Origin of the sequence: Pseudomonas putida (assembly GCF_003228315.1) — a bacterium.
Lineage (GTDB): Bacteria > Pseudomonadota > Gammaproteobacteria > Pseudomonadales > Pseudomonadaceae > Aquipseudomonas > Aquipseudomonas putida_S.
Window position 1 is genome coordinate 5,510,790 of sequence record NZ_CP029693.1, and the last position, 23,331, is coordinate 5,534,120.

At 59.4% G+C, this 23,331-nt stretch carries 22 protein-coding genes and 2 tRNA genes; 10 read left to right on the top strand and 14 right to left on the bottom strand.

Annotation, left to right across the window (positions count from 1 at the left end):
* Positions 1 to 18: 18 nt before the first annotated feature.
* The 3 genes from DKY63_RS25785 to recX all read left to right on the top strand — a co-directional run bounded on the left by DKY63_RS25785 (position 19) and on the right by recX (position 2,134).
* Positions 19 to 519, top strand: a complete 501-nt coding sequence (locus DKY63_RS25785) for a CinA family protein (RefSeq protein WP_110967984.1) — start codon at positions 19 to 21, stop codon at positions 517 to 519.
* 83 nt (positions 520 to 602) lie between these two features.
* Complete coding sequence (gene recA / locus DKY63_RS25790) at positions 603 to 1,661, top strand: recombinase RecA (RefSeq protein ID WP_110966699.1); 1,059 nt, start codon at positions 603 to 605, stop codon at positions 1,659 to 1,661.
* A gap of 8 nt (positions 1,662 to 1,669) precedes the next feature.
* A complete protein-coding gene (gene recX / locus DKY63_RS25795; protein WP_110966700.1) occupies positions 1,670 to 2,134 on the top strand; it encodes a recombination regulator RecX in 465 nt (154 codons plus the stop codon).
* Positions 2,135 to 2,175: 41 nt separating this feature from the next.
* Here the strand turns inward: recX and DKY63_RS25800 are convergent, their stop codons facing one another.
* A complete protein-coding gene (locus DKY63_RS25800; protein WP_110966701.1) occupies positions 2,176 to 3,300 on the bottom strand; it encodes a TIGR00730 family Rossman fold protein in 1,125 nt (374 codons plus the stop codon).
* Between the two features lie 482 nt (positions 3,301 to 3,782).
* Between DKY63_RS25800 and DKY63_RS25805 the strand changes: the two genes are divergently transcribed.
* Positions 3,783 to 3,983 (top strand): hypothetical protein, encoded by a 201-nt coding sequence (locus DKY63_RS25805; RefSeq protein WP_110966702.1) that lies wholly within the window; start codon positions 3,783 to 3,785, stop codon positions 3,981 to 3,983.
* Here DKY63_RS25805 and DKY63_RS25810 read toward each other — a convergent pair whose 3' ends face one another.
* Positions 3,984 to 4,406 (bottom strand): PA3611 family quorum-sensing-regulated virulence factor, encoded by a 423-nt coding sequence (locus DKY63_RS25810; RefSeq protein WP_110966703.1) that lies wholly within the window; start codon positions 4,404 to 4,406, stop codon positions 3,984 to 3,986. It abuts the gene before it with no gap.
* Between the two features lie 190 nt (positions 4,407 to 4,596).
* On the opposite strand from DKY63_RS25810, the gene DKY63_RS25815 reads away from it, so the two are divergent.
* The 3 genes from DKY63_RS25815 (at position 4,597) to DKY63_RS25825 (ending at position 6,619) form a co-directional block, all read left to right on the top strand.
* On the top strand, positions 4,597 to 5,340 hold the full coding sequence (locus tag DKY63_RS25815; RefSeq protein WP_110966704.1) for a tRNA-uridine aminocarboxypropyltransferase: 744 nt from the start codon (positions 4,597 to 4,599) through the stop codon (positions 5,338 to 5,340).
* Positions 5,341 to 5,528: 188 nt separating this feature from the next.
* Positions 5,529 to 6,179 (top strand): response regulator transcription factor ErdR, encoded by a 651-nt coding sequence (gene erdR / locus DKY63_RS25820; protein WP_110966705.1) that lies wholly within the window; start codon positions 5,529 to 5,531, stop codon positions 6,177 to 6,179.
* A 77-nt stretch (positions 6,180 to 6,256) separates the two neighbouring features.
* Positions 6,257 to 6,619 carry a diacylglycerol kinase gene (locus DKY63_RS25825; protein ID WP_110966706.1) on the top strand — a complete coding sequence of 121 codons (363 nt, stop codon included), beginning with the start codon at positions 6,257 to 6,259 and terminating at the stop codon, positions 6,617 to 6,619.
* Here the strand turns inward: DKY63_RS25825 and DKY63_RS25830 are convergent.
* On the bottom strand, positions 6,616 to 7,542 hold the full coding sequence (locus tag DKY63_RS25830; protein ID WP_110966707.1) for a LysR family transcriptional regulator: 927 nt from the start codon (positions 7,540 to 7,542) through the stop codon (positions 6,616 to 6,618). The genes DKY63_RS25825 and DKY63_RS25830 overlap by 4 nt on opposite strands.
* Before the next feature lie 133 nt (positions 7,543 to 7,675).
* On the opposite strand from DKY63_RS25830, the gene fpr reads away from it, so the two are divergent.
* Positions 7,676 to 8,455 carry a ferredoxin-NADP reductase gene (gene fpr / locus DKY63_RS25835; protein ID WP_003443014.1) on the top strand — a complete coding sequence of 260 codons (780 nt, stop codon included), beginning with the start codon at positions 7,676 to 7,678 and terminating at the stop codon, positions 8,453 to 8,455.
* Between the two features lie 160 nt (positions 8,456 to 8,615).
* Here the strand turns inward: fpr and tsaA are convergent, their stop codons facing one another.
* The 6 genes from tsaA to rimO all read right to left on the bottom strand — a co-directional run bounded on the left by tsaA (position 8,616) and on the right by rimO (position 13,907).
* Positions 8,616 to 9,314, bottom strand: a complete 699-nt coding sequence (tsaA, locus tag DKY63_RS25840) for a tRNA (N6-threonylcarbamoyladenosine(37)-N6)-methyltransferase TrmO (RefSeq protein ID WP_110966708.1) — start codon at positions 9,312 to 9,314, stop codon at positions 8,616 to 8,618.
* A 178-nt stretch (positions 9,315 to 9,492) separates the two neighbouring features.
* Entirely contained in the window at positions 9,493 to 10,263 is a 771-nt protein-coding gene (locus DKY63_RS25845) for an SDR family oxidoreductase (RefSeq protein WP_110966709.1), read from the bottom strand.
* A gap of 182 nt (positions 10,264 to 10,445) precedes the next feature.
* On the bottom strand, positions 10,446 to 10,916 hold the full coding sequence (locus DKY63_RS25850) for a DUF1456 family protein (protein ID WP_110966710.1): 471 nt from the start codon (positions 10,914 to 10,916) through the stop codon (positions 10,446 to 10,448).
* A gap of 75 nt (positions 10,917 to 10,991) precedes the next feature.
* Positions 10,992 to 11,702, bottom strand: a complete 711-nt coding sequence (locus tag DKY63_RS25855; RefSeq protein WP_110966711.1) for an rRNA pseudouridine synthase — start codon at positions 11,700 to 11,702, stop codon at positions 10,992 to 10,994.
* Between the two features lie 191 nt (positions 11,703 to 11,893).
* A complete protein-coding gene (locus tag DKY63_RS25860) occupies positions 11,894 to 12,367 on the bottom strand; it encodes a GNAT family N-acetyltransferase (RefSeq protein WP_110966712.1) in 474 nt (157 codons plus the stop codon).
* Positions 12,368 to 12,569: 202 nt separating this feature from the next.
* Positions 12,570 to 13,907 (bottom strand): 30S ribosomal protein S12 methylthiotransferase RimO, encoded by a 1,338-nt coding sequence (gene rimO, locus DKY63_RS25865; RefSeq protein ID WP_110966713.1) that lies wholly within the window; start codon positions 13,905 to 13,907, stop codon positions 12,570 to 12,572.
* A gap of 301 nt (positions 13,908 to 14,208) precedes the next feature.
* On the opposite strand from rimO, the gene DKY63_RS25870 reads away from it, so the two are divergent.
* Entirely contained in the window at positions 14,209 to 16,110 is a 1,902-nt protein-coding gene (locus DKY63_RS25870) for a potassium transporter Kup (RefSeq protein ID WP_110966714.1), read from the top strand.
* 181 nt (positions 16,111 to 16,291) lie between these two features.
* Here DKY63_RS25870 and DKY63_RS25875 read toward each other — a convergent pair whose 3' ends face one another.
* From DKY63_RS25875 to DKY63_RS25890, 4 genes are all read right to left on the bottom strand, one after another.
* Positions 16,292 to 17,590 (bottom strand): virulence factor family protein, encoded by a 1,299-nt coding sequence (locus tag DKY63_RS25875; RefSeq protein WP_110966715.1) that lies wholly within the window; start codon positions 17,588 to 17,590, stop codon positions 16,292 to 16,294.
* The gene (mprF, locus tag DKY63_RS25880; RefSeq protein ID WP_110966716.1) at positions 17,590 to 20,232 is read right to left on the bottom strand and encodes a bifunctional lysylphosphatidylglycerol flippase/synthetase MprF; all 2,643 of its coding nucleotides are present in this window, start codon (positions 20,230 to 20,232) and stop codon (positions 17,590 to 17,592) included. The genes DKY63_RS25875 and mprF overlap by 1 nt, the downstream gene beginning before the upstream one ends.
* Before the next feature lie 278 nt (positions 20,233 to 20,510).
* A tRNA-Met gene (locus tag DKY63_RS25885) sits at positions 20,511 to 20,587 on the bottom strand.
* Between the two features lie 239 nt (positions 20,588 to 20,826).
* Positions 20,827 to 20,903 (bottom strand) — tRNA-Met (locus tag DKY63_RS25890).
* A 301-nt stretch (positions 20,904 to 21,204) separates the two neighbouring features.
* Here DKY63_RS25890 and dinB point away from each other — a divergent pair.
* Positions 21,205 to 22,266 carry a DNA polymerase IV gene (dinB, locus tag DKY63_RS25895; protein WP_110966717.1) on the top strand — a complete coding sequence of 354 codons (1,062 nt, stop codon included), beginning with the start codon at positions 21,205 to 21,207 and terminating at the stop codon, positions 22,264 to 22,266.
* 101 nt (positions 22,267 to 22,367) lie between these two features.
* On the opposite strand, the gene DKY63_RS25900 is transcribed toward dinB, so the two are convergent.
* Positions 22,368 to 23,321: a hypothetical protein gene (locus DKY63_RS25900; protein WP_110966718.1), complete on the bottom strand. Its 954-nt coding sequence runs from the start codon at positions 23,319 to 23,321 to the stop codon at positions 22,368 to 22,370.
* Between the last annotated feature and the right edge of the window lie 10 nt (positions 23,322 to 23,331).

Sequence of the window (23,331 nt, forward strand, 5' to 3'; positions counted from 1 at the left end):
CCCCATCAGGAGATGACCGTGAAAGTAATCACCCAACTGGCCGCCGACCTTGGCAGGCATTTGCAGATACTCAACGCCCATGTCTCCACGGCCGAATCTTGTACCGGCGGCGGGATCGCCGAGGCCATCACCCGAATTCCCGGCAGCTCGGCGTGGTTCGAGGCCGGTTATGTCACTTACTCCAATCTGCAAAAGAACATGCAATTGAATGTTCCGGTGGAATTGTTCACGACTGTAGGGGCCGTCAGTCGTGAGGTGGTCGAGGCAATGGCCAAGGGGGCGCAGGAAAAAAGTCGCGCATTCTTTTCCGTGGCGGTCAGTGGTATCGCCGGGCCGGACGGTGGTTCACCGAGCAAGCCGGTGGGCACGGTGTGGCTGGCCTGGGGCGTGGGTGAGCGGGTGTTCAGCGAGCTGCAACACTTCACCGGTGACCGTGACGAGGTCCGCCGACAAACGGTGAAGGCCGCGCTAGAGGGGTTGCTGCGGTATGCCGCGGCAGAAATCTCAAATCAGGGGTAGGCGATCCTCGAACGCTGTGGAATAATACTGGCTACTTATACAGGTGTTGGCCGTCAGGCCTTATTGATTACGTGAGGACTTTAATGGACGACAACAAGAAGAAAGCCTTGGCTGCGGCCCTGGGTCAGATCGAACGTCAATTCGGCAAGGGTGCCGTAATGCGTATGGGCGATCAGGACCGTCAGGCGATCCCGGCCATCTCTACTGGCTCTCTGGGTCTGGACATTGCTCTGGGCATTGGCGGTCTGCCAAAGGGCCGCATCATTGAAATCTACGGTCCTGAATCTTCCGGTAAAACCACGCTCACCCTGTCCGTGATCGCTCAGGCTCAAAAAGCTGGCGCGACCTGCGCATTCGTCGACGCCGAACACGCCCTCGACCCTGAATATGCCGGCAAGCTGGGCGTCAACGTCGACGATCTGCTGGTTTCCCAGCCGGACACCGGCGAGCAGGCCCTGGAAATCACCGACATGCTGGTGCGTTCCAACGCGGTTGACGTGATCATCGTCGACTCCGTGGCGGCGCTGGTACCAAAGGCTGAAATCGAAGGCGAAATGGGCGACATGCACGTGGGCCTGCAAGCCCGTCTGATGTCCCAGGCGCTGCGTAAAATCACCGGTAACATCAAGAACGCCAACTGCCTTGTGATCTTCATCAACCAGATCCGTATGAAAATCGGTGTGATGTTCGGCAGCCCGGAAACCACCACCGGTGGTAACGCGCTGAAGTTCTACGCCTCGGTTCGTCTGGACATCCGTCGCACTGGTGCGGTGAAAGAAGGTGATGAAGTCGTCGGTAGCGAAACCCGCGTCAAAGTTGTGAAGAACAAGGTGGCTTCGCCGTTCCGTCAGGCCGAGTTCCAGATTCTTTACGGCAAGGGCATCTACCTCAATGGCGAGATGATCGACCTGGGTGTCCTGCACGGTTTCGTCGAGAAGTCCGGCGCCTGGTATGCCTACAACGGCACCAAGATCGGTCAGGGTAAAGCCAACTCGGCCAAGTACCTGGCGGATAACCCGGACGTTGCAGCGGCGCTCGAGAAACAACTGCGCGACAAGCTGCTGACTCCATCTGCAATAGCTGAATCCAAGGCCTCTGCAGTTAAAGAGACCGAAGACGATCTGGCTGACGCTGATATCTGATTGATCCGATGACCGCCGTACTCGATACACTCGTCGCGGTGCGGCGAACCGCCATGGACCTGCTCGCGCGACGCGAGCACGGTCGAGTCGAGCTGACGCGCAAACTGCGTCAGCGTGGCGCTCTCCCCGAAATGATCGAAACAGCGCTCGACCGATTGACGGAAGAGGGCTTGCTTTCCGAAACCCGTTACCTCGAAAGCTTCGTGTCCTACCGGGCTCGTTCCGGCTATGGTCCTTTACGCATTCGTGAAGAGTTGAGCCAGCGTGGCCTGCAACGCAGTGATATCGAACTGGCCTTACGCGAGTGTGGTATCGACTGGCAGACGCAATTGGAAGACACCTGGCGGCGCAAGTTTTCCGAGTTGCCGATAGATGCGCGGGAGCGTGCCAAACAGGGAAGATTCCTGGTCTATCGGGGGTATTCAATGGAAATGATCAGCCGCTTGCTCAGCGGCCGAGGCATGGACGACTGAATGAAAAGGCCCGCTATTTCGATAGCGGGCCTTTTTTTGCCTCAGGTTACCTTCGAAGGTTCTCGCGAGCGTTGTTGGGTCTGGGACTGAAGTTGAGGCTGCTCCCGGTTTTCCGGCAGGTTGATGTAGTCCACCAACTCTCGTAACCGGCCATGGTCGCGGGCGTTGAAGGTGAAGGACAGTCGAGCCAGGTGGCTGAACTGTGCTTCATCGTGTTCTTCATCGCTGTAGGCGTGCTGGTGGAAGTGATCGCTCAGGCACAAGTCCGCGAATGCTTCCTGCATATGTTCGAGTGCACTGTCACTGAGCCTGTGATTCATACGAATCACGAACTGATGCTTGAGCCAACGGCTGGAGTGGAAGTTGCTGTAGAACTGGTTGATGTGTTCGACCGCCTCCTCGGCGCTATGGACCAGCCTCACCAGTTTCATGTCAGTGGGCAGGATGTAGCGATTTTCCTCCAGCTGCTGGTGGATGAAATCCAGCGCCCCTTGCCAGAATTTGCCACCGGGTACGTCCAGCAGCACCACCGGCACCAGTGGGCTTTTGCCTGTCTGGATCAGCGTCAGTACTTCCAGCGCTTCATCCAGCGTGCCGAACCCGCCAGGGCAGAGCACCAGTGCGTCGGCTTCCTTGACGAAGAACAGCTTGCGGGTGAAGAAGAAGTGGAAGGGCAGCAGATTGGTAGTGCCGTTAACGGTGGGGTTGGCGTGTTGTTCGAATGGCAGGGTGATGTTGAAGCCCAGGCTGTTGTCTCGTCCAGCACCTTCATGGGCCGCGGCCATGATGCCGCCACCGGCACCGGTGATGACCATCATTTCCGAGCGCGCGAGCGCGGCGCCGAGTTCTCGGGCCATTGAATAAAGCGGATGTTCACTCGGAGTGCGGGCCGAGCCGAATACCGTGACCTTGCGTCGCCCCTTGAACTGTTCCAGTACCCGGAAGGCCTGCTCCAGTTCGCGCAGAGCCTGCAGCGTGATCTTGGCATTCCAGCGATTGTGGTCTTCCTGGGCCATGCGCAGCACGGTCAGGATCATGTCGCGGTAGATGGGGGTGTTCGGGCTGTTGGGTGAAACCAGGTTGAGTTGTTCTTCGACCTTGCTGATGAGGTCGTGGCCGCTTTCCTGAAAATGACGGCTCAGGAGGTCATTCGGTTGGTAAGGCATTCAACTTCTCCTTCTGCACAGAACCCCAGGCTCCGACAACGCATTCGTCGACGCCACGACACTTCCTGTGTCGCTGTCTGCCCAGGCCCATGCCTGGGCGATTCACTTGACCCGAACAGACATCGGGTCGTCCATACAGGCTCTGTTTTTCCCTTGGATGAAAGAAACGTTCGCGTGACACAACGGGAAACGGGCAGCCCCCTTCAGCCCTGAAACACAATGGTAGATACCTTGAAATCTAGACCCTTGTGGTGATTTGCGCTGAGTTGATCATTGCGCCGCAAAGTCTTTCCTGGCAACCGCTTATTGACGATTTACAAGGTAGTTTCACCACTCGTCCGAACCTGCGCCGTACGTGTCCCACTCTGATTTACTAAGTTACAGGCGTCATACGACAGCTTTGCGTCAAGCGCAGAGCCAACGGTACAAGCGGTACAGGGATTGATCGCTCAACGAGAGCGAGGTGCCAGGAGGCGGGAAGCATGGCCAGAGTCGTTCTGGAAATAGAGATCGATGCGCAACTGTATCGATTGCTCAAGTCATCGGCCGAGACCAATCATTTGAGTCTTGAAGAAGAGTGCTGCCGACGACTGGAGGCGGGGGAGCGCCGCTCGCGTTACTTGCAGGCACTGCTGGCAGAATTGCGCGCCGAGGATGAACAGCGGCGCGCCAAATCCCACTGATTACTTTTTCTTCGGCGTCGCTTTCGGGCAGTCCGATTCCTGGAAGCTTGCCGAGCCGATCGGACGATTGGATTTTACTTCGGTGAAGTCGTAACGCATGACCGCACCTTTCGCCATCAACTTGCGGTAGCCGGGGTTGTTGCAAACCGAGGCGCCAAGCTGGAAGTACACCGCTTTAGGATCGGCGCGCATTTTCTGAGCGTGGCTGCTTTGTACGCTCAGGTGGTTGATCAGTGTTTTGCCTTCAACGGTGTAACCCTGATCAAGAATGTCTTCATTGATCGCCCGTGGCGTGCCAACGCTGCTTTGTGCGGCGACATTTTGCAGCTCTTTGTTCAGATTCTGCTCACTCAGAGACGCGGCCTGAGCGCTGAAGGACGACGCCAGCAGAATGGCAGCGGTGGGGACGATAAGGCGCAGCATGAAACTCTCCTGGTTCAGTGACTGGTGGTTCGACCAGCCACGTGACTGTGCGTTCAGTGGCGGCGAATTATAGGGGAGCCCGTCCGGACGGTACAGGCTTGCGCCGGCGGCTCTGGTAAACTGCCGGTCTTTATTTGCCCCGCCGAGTGCCGTTCGTGTCGAGTTTCCCTGTCTGCCGGTGTTGCCTTTGATGAACCACGCCCCCAACGCCGTAGCCCGTCTGCGTGACCAACGCGAAGATGAAGGTATCAAGCCACTTCAGGCCCGAGGCTGGCGCGCGCCCCGTTGCCGAAACTGCAGAGTGATCGAGAGCCATTGCCTGTGTGCCTGGCGCCCGCAGGTCGAGACCCGTTCCGGGGTCTGCCTGATCATGACCAGCAAGGAAGTGTTCAAGCCCAGCAATACCGGTTGGCTGATTGCCGATGTAGTGCGCGATAACCATGCATTCATCTGGTCGCGGACCGAAGTCGATCAGCAGTTGCTGGCGTTGCTGTCCGATCCGCAATGGCAGCCTTATCTGGTATTTCCTGGCGAGTACGTCGCCCCGGAACGCGTCACCAATACGGTGATGGCAGATAGCAGCAAACGCCCGCTGTTCATTTTGCTGGACGCGACCTGGACCGAGGCACGCAAAATTTTCCGCAAAAGCCCTTACTTCGATGCGCTGCCGATCCTCAGCCTGCTGCCCGAAAAACACTCCCGCTATCAGTTGCGCCGGTCTACCCGCAGTGAGCACTTGTGCACCGCCGAGGTCGCGGCGTTATGCCTGGACCTGGCGGGCGATGTGCAAGCTGCATCGGCACTGGACGCTTATTTCGATGTATTCAGCCAGCATTACCTCGATGCCAAGCGACAACTGGACATGAATGTTGAAACGCCGGCTCATGCCGAGTTGTTGCCATTTGTGCAAAACAGTGCGGCGGTCACGGGCTGATTGTCGCCCATACTGCAAAGAACTGTACCGGGAATGCGGCTTGACCACCCCGGCTTCGCTGGGCATGCTTGGCGCCGATTAGGGCACGGCCTGGATTTGATACACCGTATGTATTGGTGTTGAACGTGCCCTGTAGGTGCAGCTCCGTGGCTGTACTTCGCGTTGTTTGAAAACAGGATCACTTGAACATGTCCACATACGAAATCCTGATTGCCGATGACCACCCGCTTTTTCGTTCCGCCCTGCATCAAGCGTTGACCCTGGGACTTGGCCCGGATGTCCGTCTGGTGGAAGTGGCGAGCATTGCCGAACTGGAAGCCCGCCTGACCGAGAAGGCCGACTGGGATCTGGTACTGCTGGACCTGAATATGCCGGGGGCTTACGGTTTTTCCGGGTTGGTTCTGCTTCGTGGCCAATATCCACAAATCCCGGTGGTCATGGTCTCGGCCCAGGAAGAAGCTTCGGTGATGGTCAAGTCCCGTGAGTTTGGCGCCAGCGGCTTCATCCCCAAGTCCAGTGACCTGAGCGTGATCCAGAAAGCGGTGCGCTCCGTGCTGGATGCCGACGTATACTGGCCCGCGCAGGCATTCGAAGCGGTCAGCGTTTCCGAAGAGGCCAAGGCGGCCAGTGAAGGCCTCGCCAGCCTCACACCCCAGCAGTTCCGGGTGCTGACCATGGTCTGCGAGGGTTTGCTGAACAAGCAGATTGCTTACGAGCTAGGTGTTTCCGAAGCGACCATCAAGGCTCACGTGACTGCGATTTTCCGCAAGCTGAACGTACGAACCCGTACCCAGGCTGCATTGCTCCTGCAACAACTTGAGTCAATTTCGAGCCACTAAGGGCTGGTACCTTCACGCTTTTTTGACTTGGGTTAATCTAGTTTCCTCACTCCTTTTCTGGTCAGTTACCTACTCTTATGTCCCCTTTCAAAGGCCAGACCGGCCTTAAACGCATCCTCAATGCCTCTGGCTATTCCTTTGATGGCCTGCGCGCCGCCTTTACCGGCGAAGCGGCTTTTCGGCAACTGGTGTTGCTCAACGTCATCCTGATCCCCTTGTCGTTCTTCCTGAACGTCAGCCGCGTCGAGCAGGCGTTGCTGATTGCCGTCTGCCTGTTGGCCTTGATTGTCGAGTTGCTCAACTCTGCAGTGGAAGCGGCGATCGATCGCATTTCCCTTGAGCGGCACCCGCTCTCGAAAAACGCCAAGGACATGGGCAGCGCCGCGCAATTGGTGGCACTGACCATGATCGCGCTGGTCTGGGCGCTGATTCTGCTTTAAGCGATTGCCGGCAAAACGATCTCGTCGCTGCGCTGAACCCCGGCGGTAAAAGCGCGGCACAGATCGAGAAACTCGCGCATTGCCGAGGTCTGGTACTTCTGCTTGTGCCAGATGAAATAAAACTGCCGCGCCAAGTCCAGGTCCGGTGTCTCTACCGGTACCAGGCTGCCACGACGGAATGCATCGCGCAGTGCCAGTCGTGAAATGCAGCCAATCCCCAACCCGGACTCCACCGCACGCTTGATCGCTTCAGTGTGTTCCAGCTCCAGGCGAATGTTCAGCGCACTGTGGTGGTGACGCATGGCCTGATCGAATGTCAGCCGCGTGCCGGAGCCTTGCTCGCGCAGAATCCAGGCTTCATGGCTCAATTCATTCATGGTCGCGATGCCGCGTTGCGCCAGCGGATGTTGAGGGGCGCAAAACACCACCAGCTCGTCTTCGACCCAGCTCTGCACTTCGATGTCGGGGTGGCTGCAATCACCCTCGATTAGACCCAGATCAATTTCGTAGTGAGCGACCTGTTGCACAATATTGGCAGTGTTCTGTACATGCAGCTTCACCTGGCTTTCCGGGTGGCGCTGCATGAAACCACCGATCAGGAGGGTGGCCAGGTAGTTGCCGATGGTCAGCGTCGCACCAACGGCCAATGAACCGAATCCGGATTTGCCATTGAGCAGGTCTTCGATTTCCTTGGCCTGGTCGAGCATCGCCACCGCTTGCGGCAGCAGCTGCTTGCCGAGGGCGTTGAGGCTCAACCGTTTGCCGGCGCGGTCGAACAGCTGGCAGCTGGACTGACGCTCCAGTTCGGTGATCGATGTGCTCGCTGCCGATTGCGAGAGATTCAGCAGCCCGGCAGCGCGGGACACGCTCTCCTGCTGGGCGACGGCGACGAAAACTTGAAGTTGACGGAGAGTAAATCGCATATCGATATAACCGATAACCCTTATCTTAATAATCCATTTAACAGATATTCTCTCTGCTATTAGAATGCGATGCAATTGCGCGCCGTCCATAGAGCGCGGAGCATGCGCAGATAATCTCCAGGAGTCCCCGTACATGAGCAACATGAACCACGAGCGTGTCCTCAGTGTTCATCACTGGAACGACACTCTGTTCAGCTTCAAGTGCACCCGTGATCCGGGCCTGCGCTTCGAGAACGGTCAGTTCGTGATGATCGGCCTGCAACAACCCAACGGCCGCCCGCTTATGCGCGCTTACTCGATTGCCAGCCCGAACTGGGAAGAGCATCTCGAGTTCTTCAGCATCAAGGTGCCAGACGGCCCGCTGACTTCCCAGTTGCAGCATCTGAAGGAAGGCGACGAGATCATCATCAGCAAGAAGCCTACGGGCACGCTGGTGCTGGATGACTTGAAGCCTGGCAAACACCTGTACCTGCTCAGCACTGGTACCGGCCTGGCGCCATTCATGAGCGTCATCCAGGATCCGGAAACCTACGAGCGTTTCGAAAAAGTGATCCTGTGCCACGGCGTACGTTACGTCAACGAAGTCGCTTACCGCGAGTTCATCACCGAGCACCTGCCGCAGAACGAATTCTTCGGTGAAGCGTTGCGTGACAAGTTGATCTACTACCCGACTGTGACCCGCGAGCCGTTCGAGAACGAAGGTCGCCTGACCGACCTGATGCGCAGCGGTAAGCTGTTCAGCGACATCGGTCTGCCACCGATCAACCCGCAGGACGACCGCGCCATGCTGTGCGGCAGCCCGAGCATGCTTGACGAGACCAGCGAAGTGCTCAACAGCTTCGGCCTGAAAGTTTCGCCACGCATGCGCGAGCCGGGTGATTACCTGATCGAGCGTGCGTTCGTCGAGAAATAAGCGGCACTCAAACCTGTGGGAGCGAGCTTGCTCGCGATGACGATCTGCCAGTCAACATGGATGTTGAATGTCTAACCGCAATCGCGAGCAAGCTCGCTCCCACAAAAGCAAAAACCCGCATTGCCCGAGAAGGCAATGCGGGTTTTTTCGTTTCTGGTGCCTAGACCTTTGCGGGAATGACTTCCAGGACCCGGATCGAATCCGCTGTCGGATAGTGCCAGCGCACATCCAGATCCCAGAACTGCGCCCCATATTCCCGTTCCGGGGCGGGCGTCTGGTACGCCGGGCGAGGATCCTGCGCCAGACACTGCTCAATCAACTCAACCAGCGGCTCTGCAAGGCGCTGAGCGTGCCCGTGAGCCTGTTGCAGGGCGCTGTCGGCCCACTGCACGGGAATCAGCTGCGGCGCGGCACTGGCGATGCTGTTGGAGGCGCTGTCGATGATGTCGGCGTAAGGCACGTAGGGCTTGATGTCGAGAATCGGTGTGCCATCCAGCAGGTCGATGCCGGATATCCACAGGCGATTGGCTTCGACCTTGTCCAGTTTGACCACGGATTGGCCGATGCCATTGGGCCGATGCGTCGCGCGAGTGGCAAACACACCCATGGACTTGTTGCCGCCCAGGCGGGGAGGGCGGACCTTCAGGCGGGGCTTTTCTTCCAGGGCCTGGTGAAACAGGAACAGCAGCCAGACGTGACTGACCTGCTCCAGCCCCTGCACCGCATCACCCTGATCGAAAGGTGCCACCAGTTCCAACACACCACGCGCGGCCGGGGCCAGCTGTGGCTGGCGCGGGATGGCGAACTTCTCCTTGAAGCATGAGTGCACGAAGCCGATGGGGGAGACGTTGTAGGTCATGGTTTGCGGTCGAGGCAGAGAAGGGGCGGGCATGATAACCCGATCGACCCGGCGTCAGTTGTGCCTGTGCTGGCGTCTTCGCGAGCAAGCCCACAATGATTTGTGTGTAGTAGAAGACTTCTGCTTTACCACCAAACCCTGTGGGAGCGAGCTTGCTCGCGATGGCCACACTGCCGATCTAGAGACTGAACCCACCATCCAGCGGAATGATATTCCCGGTCATGTATGCCCCCGCCGTGCTCGCCAGGCTGATCGCCAACGCCGCCATTTCCTCTTCGCGCCCCCAGCGTTTCATCGGGATCAGCGCCGTATCCTGCGCCATTGCCTGCTCATCATTGACGATGTGCTGGGTCATTTTGCTGGGAAAGCGTCCCGGTGCGATCACGTTGACGTTGATGTGCTGGCTCACCAACTCCCGCGCCAGAATCCGTGACAACTGATGCAGGGCCGCTTTGCTCGGCCCGTAGGCGTACGCTTGCTCGCCAAAGGACGAAATCCCTGCCACTGAACCGATGTTGATGATCCGCGCCGGATTCTCCGGTGAACCGGCCTTGCGCAGCAGTGGCAGGAATTGCTGGATGCAGTTGAAGACAGACGTCACGTTGAGCTGCATGACTTTTTCCCAGCCCTTGATCGGGTAGCTCTCCAAAGGCGCGCCCCAGGTGGTGCCAGCGTTATTGACCAGAATGTCGAGATGGGAGATCTGTTCACCCAGTCGCGCGACCAGTTGCAGTACGCCTTCTTCAGTGGCCAGGTTGGCCGCCACGCCATGGCATTGGCCATAGGCACCGAGTTCGTCGGCGGTTTGCAGGCAGGCTTCGACATCACGGGCGCAGACATAGACCGTGGCGCCGGCCTCGACAAAGGCCTTGGCGATCATCTTGCCGATGCCACGGGTACCGCCGGTGACCAGAGCGACGCGGCCTTGCAGGGAGAAGTAGGGGTGCATGGCAAATCCTGAGAGCTGAAGGTCATTACACCCTAGTCGTAGGTCGCAGGAAGGGGAGCCACTATTTTTGTGCGGAATGGGAATTCATACAGCCCGCTCTTGTAGGAGCGCAGCTTGCTGGCGATGGCGATCTCAAGGACGCCATCGCCAGCAAGCTGTGCTCCTACAAGGGGCAATGGCGATTATTGCGGACGCACGCGCAAGGTCAGACCCTTGAGGAAGTTGCGCAGCAACTGGTCGCCACACGGGCGGTAGTTGGTGTGGCCGAACTTGCGGAACAGCGCGCTCAGCTCGGGTTTGGACACCGGAAACTCCGCGGCCTTGAGGATCGCGTGCATGTCGTCTTCCTTGAGTTCGAAGGCCACCCGCAGCTTTTTCAGGATGATGTTGTTGGTCACTGGCACTTCAATCGGCATTGGCGGACGGCTTTCGTCCTTGCCGCGCTTGAAGACCACCAGACCGTCGAGGAAATGCGCCATGACGTCGTCCGGGCAGCGTACGAAGCCTTCCTCGTCTTCCTCTTTCTTGTCCAGGTAGGACACAACATCTGCCAGGCTCACGTCCATGCCGCCGAGCTTGATGATCTCGACGACTTTCTTGTCGCTGATGTCGAGCATGTAGCGCACGCTGCGCAGTACGTCGTTATGAATCATGTGTGCAGTCCTGATATTCAGCTGTGGGCACCGCAACCAGGCGCGGTGCCGAAATGTTTGGCGGCGTGGGAAGCCTTAGAACTTCTCTTTGCCGGACAGGTAGCGCCATTGCCCCAATGGCACTTTTCCGATGGACACGCCGCCGATGCGGATACGACGGATGCCCACGACCTTCAGGCCGACGGCCTGGCAGAACAGGGCGATCACGCCCGGTTGTGGATTCTTCATGGCGAAGCGCAGGCGGTTTTCGTTCTGCCAGCTGGCTTTGACCGAAGGCAGTTCCTTGCCCTTGTACGTCAAACCGTGCTGCAGGCGGTTGAGACCATGCTCGACCATGTCGCCTTCTACCTCGACCACATATTCCTGCTCGATTTTCGCGGCATCGGCCGTGAGCTTGCGCAGGATCTTCCAATCCTGGGTGAACACCAGCAGACCGCTGGCATTGGGTTGCAGGTCGGTGCTGGCGGTCAGGCGCAGGAAGTGGCCCTTGAGCGGGCGTTTGGCGAAGCGGTGCTCTTCGCTCAGGGTGTCGGCGCGCAAGGTCGCCATGGCGGTCTCGGCGTCCATGCCCGCGGGCACGTTGAGCAGAATGGTGACCGGCTCCGGTGCTGTGGCCTTGGCGTCCTTGTCGAGTTCGACTTTCTGGTCGCCGACCTTGAACTGCGGCTCGTCAATGACTTCGCCGTCCACGGTGACCCAGCCGCCTTCGATGAACAGTTCGGCTTCCCGACGGGAACAGCCGACGAGTTCTATGAGGCGTTTGGAAAGTCGAATCGGGTCAGTCATGACGGGGCCGTAACAAAAAAAAGGGTGGGCATTGTACCTGCGTGGCGCGGGTTAATCCCGGAACCATTTTGCCGCAGGGGCTTTTTGTGGGAACGAGCCTGCTCGCGAAAGCGGTGTGGCATCGAACATTGATGGCGACTGATAGTCCGCTATCGCGAGCAGGCTCGCTCCTACAGGTGTTTTATGTTGGGTCAGCCATTGCCTGCTACTTGCTGGTTCTGGCGAAACCGCATGTGCAGTAACGGATATGGCTGCCCCATGCCATCGACCTCCGAACGACCGATCACCTCGAACCCCTGCTTGAAATAAAACCCCAGCGCCTGCGGATTCTGTTCGTTGACATCCAGTTCGTCGGCGTTCAGGTGTTCCATGGCGTAGCGCAGCAACTGCTTGCCCAGTCCCTGGCCGCGATGATTCGGGTCGATGAACAGCATTTCGATCTTGCCCGCCGCGACCCCGGCGAACCCGGTGATGCGCTGGCGCGAGTCTTTGGTGCAGATCAGCATCACCGCGTCGAGGTAGCGGGTCAGCACCAGATTCTTCAACAGTTCGATGTAGCTGTCCGGCAGAAAGTCGTGAGTGGCGCGCACCGATGCTTCCCAGACGCGTGTCAGTTCTTCGTAGTCGCTCAGTTTCGGTGTCTGTATGACCGAATGTTGGCGCATGCCCGTCTGCCCCTTGTGTTGTTAGCGATGAGAGTCCATTCCACACAAAACGATAGCCGTAAAAAAGCCCCGCATCTTGTTAAAAGAGCGGGGCTTTGAATTCAGGGCAACTCCTGTGGGAGCGAGCCTGCTCGCGATAGCGTCGAATCAGTCAACAAAGATGTCGAATGTGCTGACGCTTTCGCGAGCAGGCTCGCTCCCACTAGATCTGTTCGGCCCAGAGGTCGTATTCGTCGGCGTCGGTCACCTTGCACCAGACTTTGTCGCCTGGCTTGAGGTTGCTGCCGTTGTCGATGAACACGTTGCCGTCGATTTCCGGGGCGTCGAAGAAGCAGCGGCCAACCGCGCCCTGCTCGTCGACTTCATCGACCAGCACTTCGATTTCACGGCCGATGCGCATTTGCAGGCGCGCCGAACTGATTTCCTGCTGGTGCGCCATGAAGCGCTCCCAACGGTCCTGCTTGACGTCATCTGGCACCACTTCCAGGTCCAGGTCGTTGGCTGGCGCGCCGTCCACAGGCGAGTACTGGAAGCAGCCAACGCGGTCGAGCTGGGCTTCGGTCAGCCAGTCCAGCAGGTACTGGAAGTCTTCTTCGGTTTCGCCGGGGAAGCCGACGATGAAGGTCGAGCGGATGATCAGGTCCGGGCAGATTTCGCGCCAGTTCTTGATACGCGCCAGGGTCTTGTCTTCGAACGCCGGGCGTTTCATCGACTTCAGCACTTTCGGGCTGGCGTGCTGGAACGGGATGTCCAGGTACGGCAGGATCTTGCCGGCGGCCATCAGCGGGATCAGCTCGTCGACGTGCGGGTACGGGTAAACGTAGTGCAGGCGCACCCAGACACCAAGGGTGCTCAGGGCTTCGCAGAGTTCGGTCATGCGGGTTTTCACCGGCGCGCCGTTCCAGAAACCGGTGCGGTACTTCACGTCGACGCCGTAGGCGCTGGTGTCCTGAGAGATCACCAGCAGCTCTTTCACACCGGATTTGACCAGGCGCTGGGCCTCGTCGAGCACGTCACCCACCGGACGGCTGACCAGTTTGCCGCGCATCGACGGGATGATGCAGAAGCTGCAGCTGTGGTTGCAGCCTTCGGAAATCTTCAGATAGGCGTAGTGGCGCGGGGTCAGTTTGATCCCCTGCGGCGGCACCAGGTCGATCAGCGGGTTGTGATCCTGCTTGGGCGGCACGACTTCGTGCACGGCGTTGACCACTTGCTCGTACTGCTGTGGACCGGTCACGGCCAGCACGCTCGGGTGTACGTCGCGGATATTGCCTTCTTCCACGCCCATGCAGCCGGTCACGATGACCTTGCCGTTTTCCTTGATCGCTTCGCCGATCACTTCCAGGGACTCAGCCTTGGCCGAGTCGATGAAGCCGCAGGTGTTGACCACCACGACATCGGCGTCCTGGTAGGTGGACACAACGTCATAACCTTCCATGCGCAGTTGGGTCAGGATGCGCTCGGAGTCGACCAGTGCTTTGGGGCAACCCAGGGATACGAAGCCAACTTTCGGATTGGCCGGCGCAGGAGTGGTGGACATGTCTAACCTCGGTATTTGTGACGCCTCCAGCCTCTCGCCGATAAAGGCGGGGGCAAGGCGACAGACGGACGCTTTTTTGCGCCTCTGATCAAAAAGTGCGCAATTCTATCGATCAGTCGTTCACTTGACCAGCTTTATGCAGGGAAATACGACGAGTGCTGCGCTATGCTTCGCGCCGTTGGGCTTTACCGATTTTTTACAGTCAACAAAACGTCTGTAACAACAGGTAAAACAGCGCATGCTGCATCAAAAAGCATAGTGCTTCGTTCGAAGAAGCCGGTCTGGGAATCAGGAGTGTTGGATGGGTCAGGCAAGTAGTCACGCGGCGGGCGCCGGGCATTCGGCGGCAAAGCCGATCGGCATGCTGGTGGCGGCGGTCGGGGTGGTTTATGGCGATATCGGCACGAGCCCGTTGTACACCCTCAAAGAGGTGTTCTCCGGTGGCTACGGTGTGCCGGTTACCCATGACGGCGTGTTGGGGATCCTGTCGCTGATCTTCTGGTCGCTGATCTGGGTCGTGTCGATCAAATACATGATGTTCGTGCTGCGCGCCGATAACCAGGGCGAAGGCGGGATCATGGCGTTGACCGCGCTGGCCCGGCGAGCGGCGGCGGGGCATGCAAAGCTGCGCACTCTGTTGGTGGTGTGCGGGCTGATCGGCGCGGCGTTGTTCTACGGCGACAGCATGATCACCCCGGCGATTTCAGTACTCTCGGCCATTGAAGGTCTGGGGCTGGCATTCGATGGCATTGACCATTGGGTGGTGCCCATTTCACTCATTGTGCTGGTCGCACTGTTCCTGATCCAAAGCCACGGCACCGCGCGCATCGGCATCCTGTTCGGGCCGATCATGGTCACCTGGTTTCTGGTGCTTGGCGCGCTGGGTGTCTACGGCATCCTGCAGCACCCGGAAGTGATCAAGGCGGTGAACCCGGTGTGGGGCGTGCGTTTCTTCATCGTGCACCCGGGCATGGGCGTGGCGATCCTTGGCGCGGTGGTACTGGCGTTGACCGGTGCCGAAGCGCTGTACGCCGACATGGGCCACTTCGGTCGCAAGCCGATCGCTCGCGCCTGGTTCATCCTGGTGCTGCCGGCGCTGGTGCTGAACTACTTCGGTCAGGGGGCGCTGCTGCTGGGTGATCCGGAAGCCGCGCGCAACCCGTTCTATCTGCTGGCGCCGAGCTGGGCGCTGATTCCGCTGGTGGCGCTGTCGACCATGGCCACGGTCATTGCCTCCCAGGCGGTGATTTCCGGTGCGTTCTCGCTGACTCGCCAGGCGATCCAACTCGGTTACATCCCGCGCATGCACATCCGACACACCTCCAGCGCCGAGCAGGGCCAGATCTACATTGGCGCGGTGAACTGGTCGCTGATGGTCGGCGTGGTGCTGCTGGTGCTGGGTTTCGAATCGTCCAACGCCCTGGCCTCGGCCTACGGCGTGGCGGTGACCGGGACCATGCTGATGACCAGCATCCTGGTGTCGGCGGTGATGTTGCTGTTGTGGAAGTGGCCGCCGGTGCTCGCGGTGCCGGTCTGTCTCGGGTTCCTGCTGGTCGATGGCGTGTACTTCGCCGCCAACGTGCCGAAAATCGTTCAGGGCGGTGCATTCCCGGTGATCGCCGGTCTCGCGCTGTTCGTGCTGATGACCACCTGGAAGCGCGGCAAGCAGTTGCTGGTAGACCGTATCGATGAGGGCGGGCTGCCGCTGGATATCTTCATCAGCAGTATCGCCGTGCAGCCGCCGCATCGTGTGCAGGGCACCGCCGTGTTCCTCACCGCACGGCCGGACGCGGTGCCCCATGCGCTGTTGCACAACCTGTTGCATAACCAGGTGTTGCACGAGCAGGTGGTGCTACTGACGGTGGTCTACGAAGACATCCCACGGGTACCGCCGAACCGGCGCTTCGAGGTCGATTCCTATGGCGAAGGGTTCTTCCGGGTGATCCTGCACTTCGGTTTCACCGACGAGCCTGATGTGCCGCAGGCGTTGAAGCTGTGCCATCTGGCGGAACTGGATTTCAGTCCGATGCGCACCACGTACTTCCTCAGTCGCGAGACGGTCATTGCTTCCAAACTGGTGGGCATGTCCCGCTGGCGCGAGGCGCTGTTCGCCTTCATGTTGCAGAACGCCAACGGTAACTTGCGCTTCTTCAATCTGCCGTTGAACCGGGTGATCGAGTTGGGGACGCAGGTGGAGATGTAAGTCGCCTTTCTGTAGGAGCGAGCCTGCTCGCGATGAGCCTGAGTGCACCGCGGGCATTCAGGCAGCCAGCGTTATCGTTGACGACCATCGCGAGCAAGCTCGCTCCTACAGGGGGCGGTGTTGAATGAAAAAGCCCCCGCAGCCAGAGGTTGCGGGGGCTTCTTTTTCAGCGCGGTTCAGGTCACTCCTGCGCTGTCGCTTCTTCCTTGGCCTGGCGCTTCTCGATCACATCCACCAGGCGCTTGGCCAGCGCCGGATAGTTCTCGTCGAAGTGGTGACCGCCTGGCAACTTGATGGCTTCTCCTACCGCGGTTTTGTCGGTGCAACCGCTCTCGTCGGTTTCTTCTTCACCATAGATGCACACCACTTTGGCGGCTGGCAGCTTGGCCATTTCCGGACCGGTGGCGGCTTCCTTGCCGGCGTTGCCCAGCCAGCCTTCGACTTCGATTTCGAAGCTGCCGGTGCGGGCGAAGGCCAGCAGGATGATTGCGTCGACGCGCTGTTGTTCAGCTTCGGGCAGGCGGTTGTAGATGGCCGGCAAGACGTCGGCACCGAACGAGTAGCCTGTCAGGATGAAGCGCTTGGTGCCCCATTTCTGCCGGTAGTGCTGCATCAGTTCGGTCAGGTCCAGGGCACTTTGCTCGGGGCTCTTGTGCTGCCAGTAGTAGCGCAGGGTGTCGATGCCGACCACCGGATAGCCGATCTTGGCCATTTCGCCCGCGACATCGCGGTCCAGGTCGCGCCAGCCACCATCGCCGGACAGGAACAGGGTCACGGTGTCCTTGGCCTGGCCAGCTGGCACTTCGACCACAGGGATTTGCAGGCCGCCGGCGGCCTTGTCGCCGCCGACGAGGATTTTGCGCAGTTCGTTGTTCAGCACCTGTGGCAGGTTGATGTCGTAGTCGCTGATGCTGGTTTCGGCGTTCGGCTGGTCACGTACGAAGCCGGCACTGGTGTCGTCCGGGTTGTCGTTCCAGGCCACCAGCCAGTGGCCGTGGGCGGCGCTTTTCGGCAGCAGATGGGTGCAGCCGGGTTTTTCCAGGGCCAGGTCCACGGAAACGGCCTGGGCCTTGTCGTTCTTCTGTTCGGACAACCAGCGCCACGCCAGCACGGCACCCGGGCCGATACCGCTGACCAGCGTCGCCGGGCCTTTCAGCTCACGCAGGCCGGTTTGCAGGGCGCGGCTTTGCAGCAGGCAATCCTTGGGCAGGATCACCTGAACGATCTGCGCAGAGCCGCTGCGGCTCAGGGTCAGCAATTGTTTGTCGCTGAGTTTCTGGTCTTCGTTGACCGCCACCAGCACCTGGGCGCGTGGCGTGTTGCCCGGGATGACGCGGGTCATCACGGTGCCGTCGGCCGGGGTCAGTTGTTCGAGGGTCGGCTCCGGAGCCGGGCGCTTCAGGTACCAGTAGCCACCACCGAGAATCAGGGCCAGCACAACCAGCGTGCCCAGTACGTAGCGCAAGGAGCGTTGAATCATCAGCGTTTCACCAATCCAGTCAAGCCGCCCGCGATCAGGGCAGCAGTGTCGGCCAGGGCAACCAGCGGATCGAGTCCGGCGGGCACGGCCATATAACGGGGTTCCCAGTCAGGCTGGAATTTGTCTTTGAAGCGGCGCAAGCCTTGGAAGTTGTAGAGCTGCTCACCACGGCGGAAAACCATCGAGCCCAGGCGCTGGGTCAGGGGTGCACCGCGACGGGGTTGCAACCCCGACAATGGCACCATGCCCAGGCTGAAACGCGCGTATCCGTGACTCTTATAGTGTTGGATCAGGCCGACCATCATGAACTCCATGGTCAGCTTGGGGGCGTCCGGGTGCGCGCGCATCAGGTCGAGGCTGGCCAGGTCATGGCCGTAGGTCTCGAGCAGGTTGGCGAACGCCACCGGGCGCCCTTCGAAACGAATCACCGCAATGCGGAAATACTTGAGGTAGTCATCGCTGAATCGGCCGAGGGAGAAGCCTTTCTCGCGCACGTTCTTGCCGGTCAGCCAGGCGTCGGAGATGACCTTGAGCTCATCCATCGGGGCGTGGCCCGGTTCATGGATCTCAAGCGACAGGCCATCGCGCGTGCCCCGGTTCCAGGTGTAGCGCAGGTCTTTCATCTCCTTGCCCTTGGCTTCGAGATCAAAACGCTGCAGATCGACCCGGGCTTCTTCACCGAGCTTGATCGCGGTCAGGCCGATGTCCATGTAGTAGGGCAGGTTTTCGGCGCGGACTTGATAGAACACGGGACGGGCGTGGTGGATGTCGCACAGGTCGCGGAACTGCCAGATCATTTCCGCCCGTTGCTGGCCAGGGCCGATCGGGTCGTACAGTGCCACGAGGCTGCGGCCACGGCGGGCGTACATCAGGAACGCCTGGTCGTTGGGGTGAAACAGCAGCGCCTTGTCACCGGTCAGCGCCAGGCCGCCATCGGGTTGCGCCGAAGCCATGAGGATCTTGTGTGCACGCTCCAGTTCGTCGGGGGTGGGCAGGTGAATCACCGGGCGCGCGGTGCGCAGCAGCCAGGTCAGGGATACAACTACCAGCAACACCGCGGCACCCAGCAGCGAACGCAGGCCACGGGGGGCGTCGGCATCGAGGGTGAACTGCCACCACAGTTGATGGCTGTAGGGAACGTCCTGATAGGCAAACAGCAGCAGCCAGATCGAGGCGGCCAGTACGCAAAGACTGGCGACCAGATACAGCGGCGAAAAGGGCAGTTCGGTCAGGCGGCTGGGGCGATAGAACGACGTCCGGAAAACCCCCAGCAAGGCAGCGGTCAGGGTCATCAGGGTGGCTTCTTCCCAGTCGAAGCCCTTGAGCAGGGAGAGCAGGGCGCCCACCAGCAACAGAATGGTGGTCAGCATCCACGCCGCCGACAGTCGGCGGCGCAGGCCCTGGGCCAGCAGCAGGCACAGTACGCCGATCAGGCTGGCACCGAAGTGCGAGGCGTCGACCAGGCGATGGGGAATCAGAAAGCCGATGTGCTCCAGGCGGGTGTCGATTTCCGGTGTGGCACCGGAAAACAGCAGCACCACACCCGACAGGAACACCAGCACGGCGAGGATCGGAGCTGCCAGACCTGAGGCGGCACGCAGGGTCTGGCGCGTCTGGAACAGGCGTTGGCCTTCATTGATCAGCAACAACAGGCACGCCACCAGCATCGGCAGCACGACATAAATCAGGCGATACAGCAGCAAGGCGGCGGCCAGCGGCGCGGCACCGAGGGTGTCGGAAAAGGCCGCGAGCAGAATCGCCTCGAACACCCCGACACCGCCCGGTACGTGGCTGAGCACGCCTGCGGCCAGCGCCAGCAGGTACACCAGCAAAAAGGCACCGAAGGGTGGCGCTTCCGGCAGCAACAGATACAGCACGGTGGCGGCGGCGGCCACGTCCAGCGCGGTGATCACCAGTTGCAGGAAGGTCAGTCGACGCCCCGGCAGGCGCAGCGTGCGGCGACCGACCTTGACCAGCAGGTTGTCTGCGTAGGGTTGTTCCGGCAGGCGACGACGATAAATACCTATCGCGAGTACCGTGGACAGCAGCAGTACGGCGCCTGCAATGGTGCCCAGCAAGGTTTCCGAGAGCCCCAGTGCCACGGAGGCGCCGGGCAGGTTGCTCAGGGTGGCCAGCGCGGCCAGCGGCGGCAGGGCGCATCCGAGCGAGAGGCTGGCGAACAGCGTCATGTGGGCGACTTCGGTCGCTCCCAGGCCATGACGTGCATATAGACGGTAGCGAACCGAACCACCGGAAAGCATGGACAGGCCGATGGCATTGCCGATGGCAAAGGCGGTGAAGCCGCCCAGTGCAAGTGTGCGCGGTGCCAGCGTTACGCCAGCATAGCGGCTGGCCGACCATTCGTAGCCCAACAGTATGATGAAACCGGCCACGGTCGCGCCCAGCGCTCCGAGCAGGGCGGGTTTGGGGACTTCGAGGATCGAGTCGTGCAGCGCATCCAGATCCAGTTCGCTCAGCAGGTGACGACAGGCAATCAGTGCGATGGCAAACAACAGCAGGGTAACCGCCAGGCCGATGGGCTGTCGGTACTTGCTGATACGATCAAGCAAGCGCAACCGTTCAGCCTTGATCGGTTGTGTTGCAGTAGCGGTGTCTTGTACATCAGACGTGTTGGCGCGCATCAATCACCTCTTGGATTGTGCGCGACAGGATGGAGGTATCCAGCCAAGTTACCAATCCCTGTAGAAAAAAATAATCACAAATATTAACGCCTATCACCAAGTCTCGGCGATGGCGAATCATCAGTCGTGGGGTGTTCGGCCGCGATTTCAGCATAGTCTGAACTCGGCGTTCTGGTGACCACCAATGATTGGCGACACAGTGACAGATCATTGTTGCGAAAGGACTTTTTCAACAGACACAAAAAAGGCCACTCTTTCGAGTAGCCTTTTCTGATGTTTGGTTGCGGGAGCCGGATTTGAACCGACGACCTTCGGGTTATGAGCCCGACGAGCTACCAGGCTGCTCCATCCCGCGTCTGTGAGGCGGCATTCTATAGAGATACGCCGGGGTGTCAACCGTTAATCTCGAACCTGGTCAAATAAACGTAAAAGTGCGGCGAGCGGTCGCAGGGCTGGCTTAAGCTGCGGAATCTGAAAGGATTCTCATTCCTGCAACGCAGGCTTCAATTGCTCTGGTGCATTTGATCAAAGCTTTTGAGCAAAAACAGACGCGCACAAAAAAGGCCACTCTTTCGAGTAGCCTTTTTTGATGTTTGGTTGCGGGAGCCGGATTTGAACCGACGACCTTCGGGTTATGAGCCCGACGAGCTACCAGACTGCTCCATCCCGCGTCTGTGTGGCGGCATTCTACAGAGGATTGACAGGCTGTCAACTGCAATATCGATAAAACCTCTTCAGGTTCAATCAGTTAGCATTTTCAGGCGCGCACGGATCGGCCTGAGAGGCAGGTGTGGCAAGGCTTCAGGCTCTATCAGAGGATGTTCGCTGATTGAAAATTTAAATTTTCACGGCGCCTTCTCCTACGGTCATCGGAGAACATTCAGACTACTGGTGCTATATACAGGTGTCGGTGAGATACTCCCAACCTGACACGGCCCATCGCCATTTCTTCCTCTCCAGTACCGCTTTGATATGAGCCAGCGAAAAATCATCCACGTGGATTGTGACTGCTTCTACGCCGCCATCGAGATGCGTGACGACCCCAGGTTGGCCGGAAAACCGCTGGCCGTGGGCGGGGCCGCGGATCGCCGTGGCGTGATCGCTACCTGTAATTATGAGGCGCGTGCATATGGTGTGCGTTCGGCCATGTCTTCGGGGCATGCGTTGAAGCTGTGTCCGGACCTGACCATCGTCAAGCCGCGGATGAATGCCTATCGGGAAGCGTCGAAGGAAATTCATACGATCTTTCGCGATTACACCGACATCATTGAGCCGCTTTCCCTCGACGAGGCCTACCTTGATGTGTCGGACAGCGCCCATTTCGGCGGTAGCGCAACGCGTATAGCTCAGGACATCCGCCGGCGTGTGTCGAATCAGCTGCACATCACTGTCTCGGCGGGCGTGGCGCCGAACAAGTTTCTCGCCAAGATTGCCAGTGACTGGAGAAAGCCCAACGGCCTGTTCGTCATTACACCGGATCAGGTGGAAGACTTTGTCAGTGGTTTGCCGGTGAGCAAGCTGCACGGGGTCGGTAAAGTCACTGCCGATAAATTGGGCAAGCTGGGTATCAGCGATTGTGCGCAATTGCGGCAGTGGGACAAATTGGCGCTGGTGCGCGAGTTCGGCAGTTTTGGCGAGCGGCTCTGGAGCCTGGCTCGCGGTATCGACGACCGCCAGGTGCATAACGACAGTCGCCGTCAGTCGATCAGCGTCGAAAACACCTATGACGTCGACCTGCCGGACTTGAGGAGTTGCCTGGAGAAATTGCCTGAGCTGCTCGATACCCTGGCTGGTCGCATGGCGCGGATCGACAGCAGCTACCGCCCGGGGAAGCCGTTCGTCAAAGTGAAGTTTCATGATTTCACCCAGACCACATTGGAGCAGGCCGGGGCAGGGCGGGACTTGGGCAGTTATCAGTTGCTGCTGACCCAGGCGTTCAATCGAGGTGGCAAGCCGGTGCGGTTGCTGGGGGTGGGGGTGAGGCTGGAGGATTTGCGGGGCGGGTTTGAGCAGATGGAGTTGTTTGAGTTGTAGGAGCGAGCATGCTCGCGATGGACGTCAACGATAACGCGGGCTGTCTGAATGCCTGCGGTGCCTGCAAGTCCATCGCGAGCAGGCTCGCTCCTACAAAAATCTCAATTCGGCCCCGGATCCGCCACCAATCGCCCGGCATCCCTGGTCAGGGACTTGAGGAATTCGGTCTGCAGCTCGGGATCGTTGCGGGTCAGTTCGATCAAACTCTGTTCCAGCTCGCTGGCTTCTTCTTCCAGACCCAGTTCCGACAGGCGCTTGACCCGGTGTACCCACTGGCTCACTTCATCGTCTTCCAGGTCGTCGTAAATCAGTCCATGAGCTTCGAGCAGTTTGCTGCGCAGCTTGCTGCTCAAGGCCAGGGACGAGTCTGTGTGCACGTCATCCGTGGGGTTCTCGACGCGGATCTGCAGCGTGCTCAGATGGTTCAGGTCATGTTCGGCGAACGGGCTGTCCAGCAGATTCAGGCGCAGGACGCCATTCTTGTCGGTACTCAGCTCGAAGGTTTCCTTGCCGGCCTTGACCTCCACCGGACGCTCGCTCCAGGGCAGGCTCGAGTATTCGGTGCGCTTGTCGCGCTGGACTTCGTCGATCCCCGCCAGGTTCTGCTGCGCACGACCGTGAGATTGCACGTTCATGAACGGATTGAGCCCGGCGAAACCGTAGTTCAACCAGTCCTTGGTCATGCTATCGGGAAGGTTGCCCAGGGCGAACACGTTGACCACGTTCGCGCCGATACCGCCCACCACGGCCACCGCGCCCAGCGGGATCTCGTAGATCTCCCGCCACGGCTGGTAGGGTGTATAGCGATCGTAATGGCGGGTGACTTCGTACTCAGTGACTTCGAAAGTCTTCTGCTCGTGGATTTTCACCCGACGTTGCGGCAGCTCGAGCACCTTGGGCTCACCGACATCGATCTGCAGGCTGTGATCGAGCAGTTTGCGCTCGACACGTTCCTCGTGCTCGCTGCGTTGTGACATGTGATTGGCACAGCCGCTGAGCAGCAGGGTGCCGCACAGGGCGGCACCACCGAGGCCTAAGGTGTTTCGCTTGAACATGACGTCTCTA

What these genes read in the sequence shown, in the direction of transcription:
- recA (WP_110966699.1), top strand. Translation starts at nt 603, where the DNA reads ATGGACGACAACAAGAAGAAAGCCTTGGCTGCGGCCCTGGGTCAGATC.
- recX (WP_110966700.1), top strand. Translation starts at nt 1,670, where the DNA reads ATGACCGCCGTACTCGATACACTCGTCGCGGTGCGGCGAACCGCCATG.
- DKY63_RS25800 (WP_110966701.1), bottom strand. Translation starts at nt 3,300, where the DNA reads ATGCCTTACCAACCGAATGACCTCCTGAGCCGTCATTTTCAGGAAAGC.
- DKY63_RS25805 (WP_110966702.1), top strand. Translation starts at nt 3,783, where the DNA reads ATGGCCAGAGTCGTTCTGGAAATAGAGATCGATGCGCAACTGTATCGA.
- DKY63_RS25810 (WP_110966703.1), bottom strand. Translation starts at nt 4,406, where the DNA reads ATGCTGCGCCTTATCGTCCCCACCGCTGCCATTCTGCTGGCGTCGTCC.
- DKY63_RS25815 (WP_110966704.1), top strand. Translation starts at nt 4,597, where the DNA reads ATGAACCACGCCCCCAACGCCGTAGCCCGTCTGCGTGACCAACGCGAA.
- erdR (WP_110966705.1), top strand. Translation starts at nt 5,529, where the DNA reads ATGTCCACATACGAAATCCTGATTGCCGATGACCACCCGCTTTTTCGT.
- DKY63_RS25825 (WP_110966706.1), top strand. Translation starts at nt 6,257, where the DNA reads ATGTCCCCTTTCAAAGGCCAGACCGGCCTTAAACGCATCCTCAATGCC.
- DKY63_RS25830 (WP_110966707.1), bottom strand. Translation starts at nt 7,542, where the DNA reads ATGCGATTTACTCTCCGTCAACTTCAAGTTTTCGTCGCCGTCGCCCAG.
- fpr (WP_003443014.1), top strand. Translation starts at nt 7,676, where the DNA reads ATGAGCAACATGAACCACGAGCGTGTCCTCAGTGTTCATCACTGGAAC.
- tsaA (WP_110966708.1), bottom strand. Translation starts at nt 9,314, where the DNA reads ATGACCTACAACGTCTCCCCCATCGGCTTCGTGCACTCATGCTTCAAG.
- DKY63_RS25845 (WP_110966709.1), bottom strand. Translation starts at nt 10,263, where the DNA reads ATGCACCCCTACTTCTCCCTGCAAGGCCGCGTCGCTCTGGTCACCGGC.
- DKY63_RS25850 (WP_110966710.1), bottom strand. Translation starts at nt 10,916, where the DNA reads ATGATTCATAACGACGTACTGCGCAGCGTGCGCTACATGCTCGACATC.
- DKY63_RS25855 (WP_110966711.1), bottom strand. Translation starts at nt 11,702, where the DNA reads ATGACTGACCCGATTCGACTTTCCAAACGCCTCATAGAACTCGTCGGC.
- DKY63_RS25860 (WP_110966712.1), bottom strand. Translation starts at nt 12,367, where the DNA reads ATGCGCCAACATTCGGTCATACAGACACCGAAACTGAGCGACTACGAA.
- rimO (WP_110966713.1), bottom strand. Translation starts at nt 13,907, where the DNA reads ATGTCCACCACTCCTGCGCCGGCCAATCCGAAAGTTGGCTTCGTATCC.
- DKY63_RS25870 (WP_110966714.1), top strand. Translation starts at nt 14,209, where the DNA reads ATGGGTCAGGCAAGTAGTCACGCGGCGGGCGCCGGGCATTCGGCGGCA.
- DKY63_RS25875 (WP_110966715.1), bottom strand. Translation starts at nt 17,590, where the DNA reads ATGATTCAACGCTCCTTGCGCTACGTACTGGGCACGCTGGTTGTGCTG.
- mprF (WP_110966716.1), bottom strand. Translation starts at nt 20,232, where the DNA reads ATGCGCGCCAACACGTCTGATGTACAAGACACCGCTACTGCAACACAA.
- dinB (WP_110966717.1), top strand. Translation starts at nt 21,205, where the DNA reads ATGAGCCAGCGAAAAATCATCCACGTGGATTGTGACTGCTTCTACGCC.
- DKY63_RS25900 (WP_110966718.1), bottom strand. Translation starts at nt 23,321, where the DNA reads ATGTTCAAGCGAAACACCTTAGGCCTCGGTGGTGCCGCCCTGTGCGGC.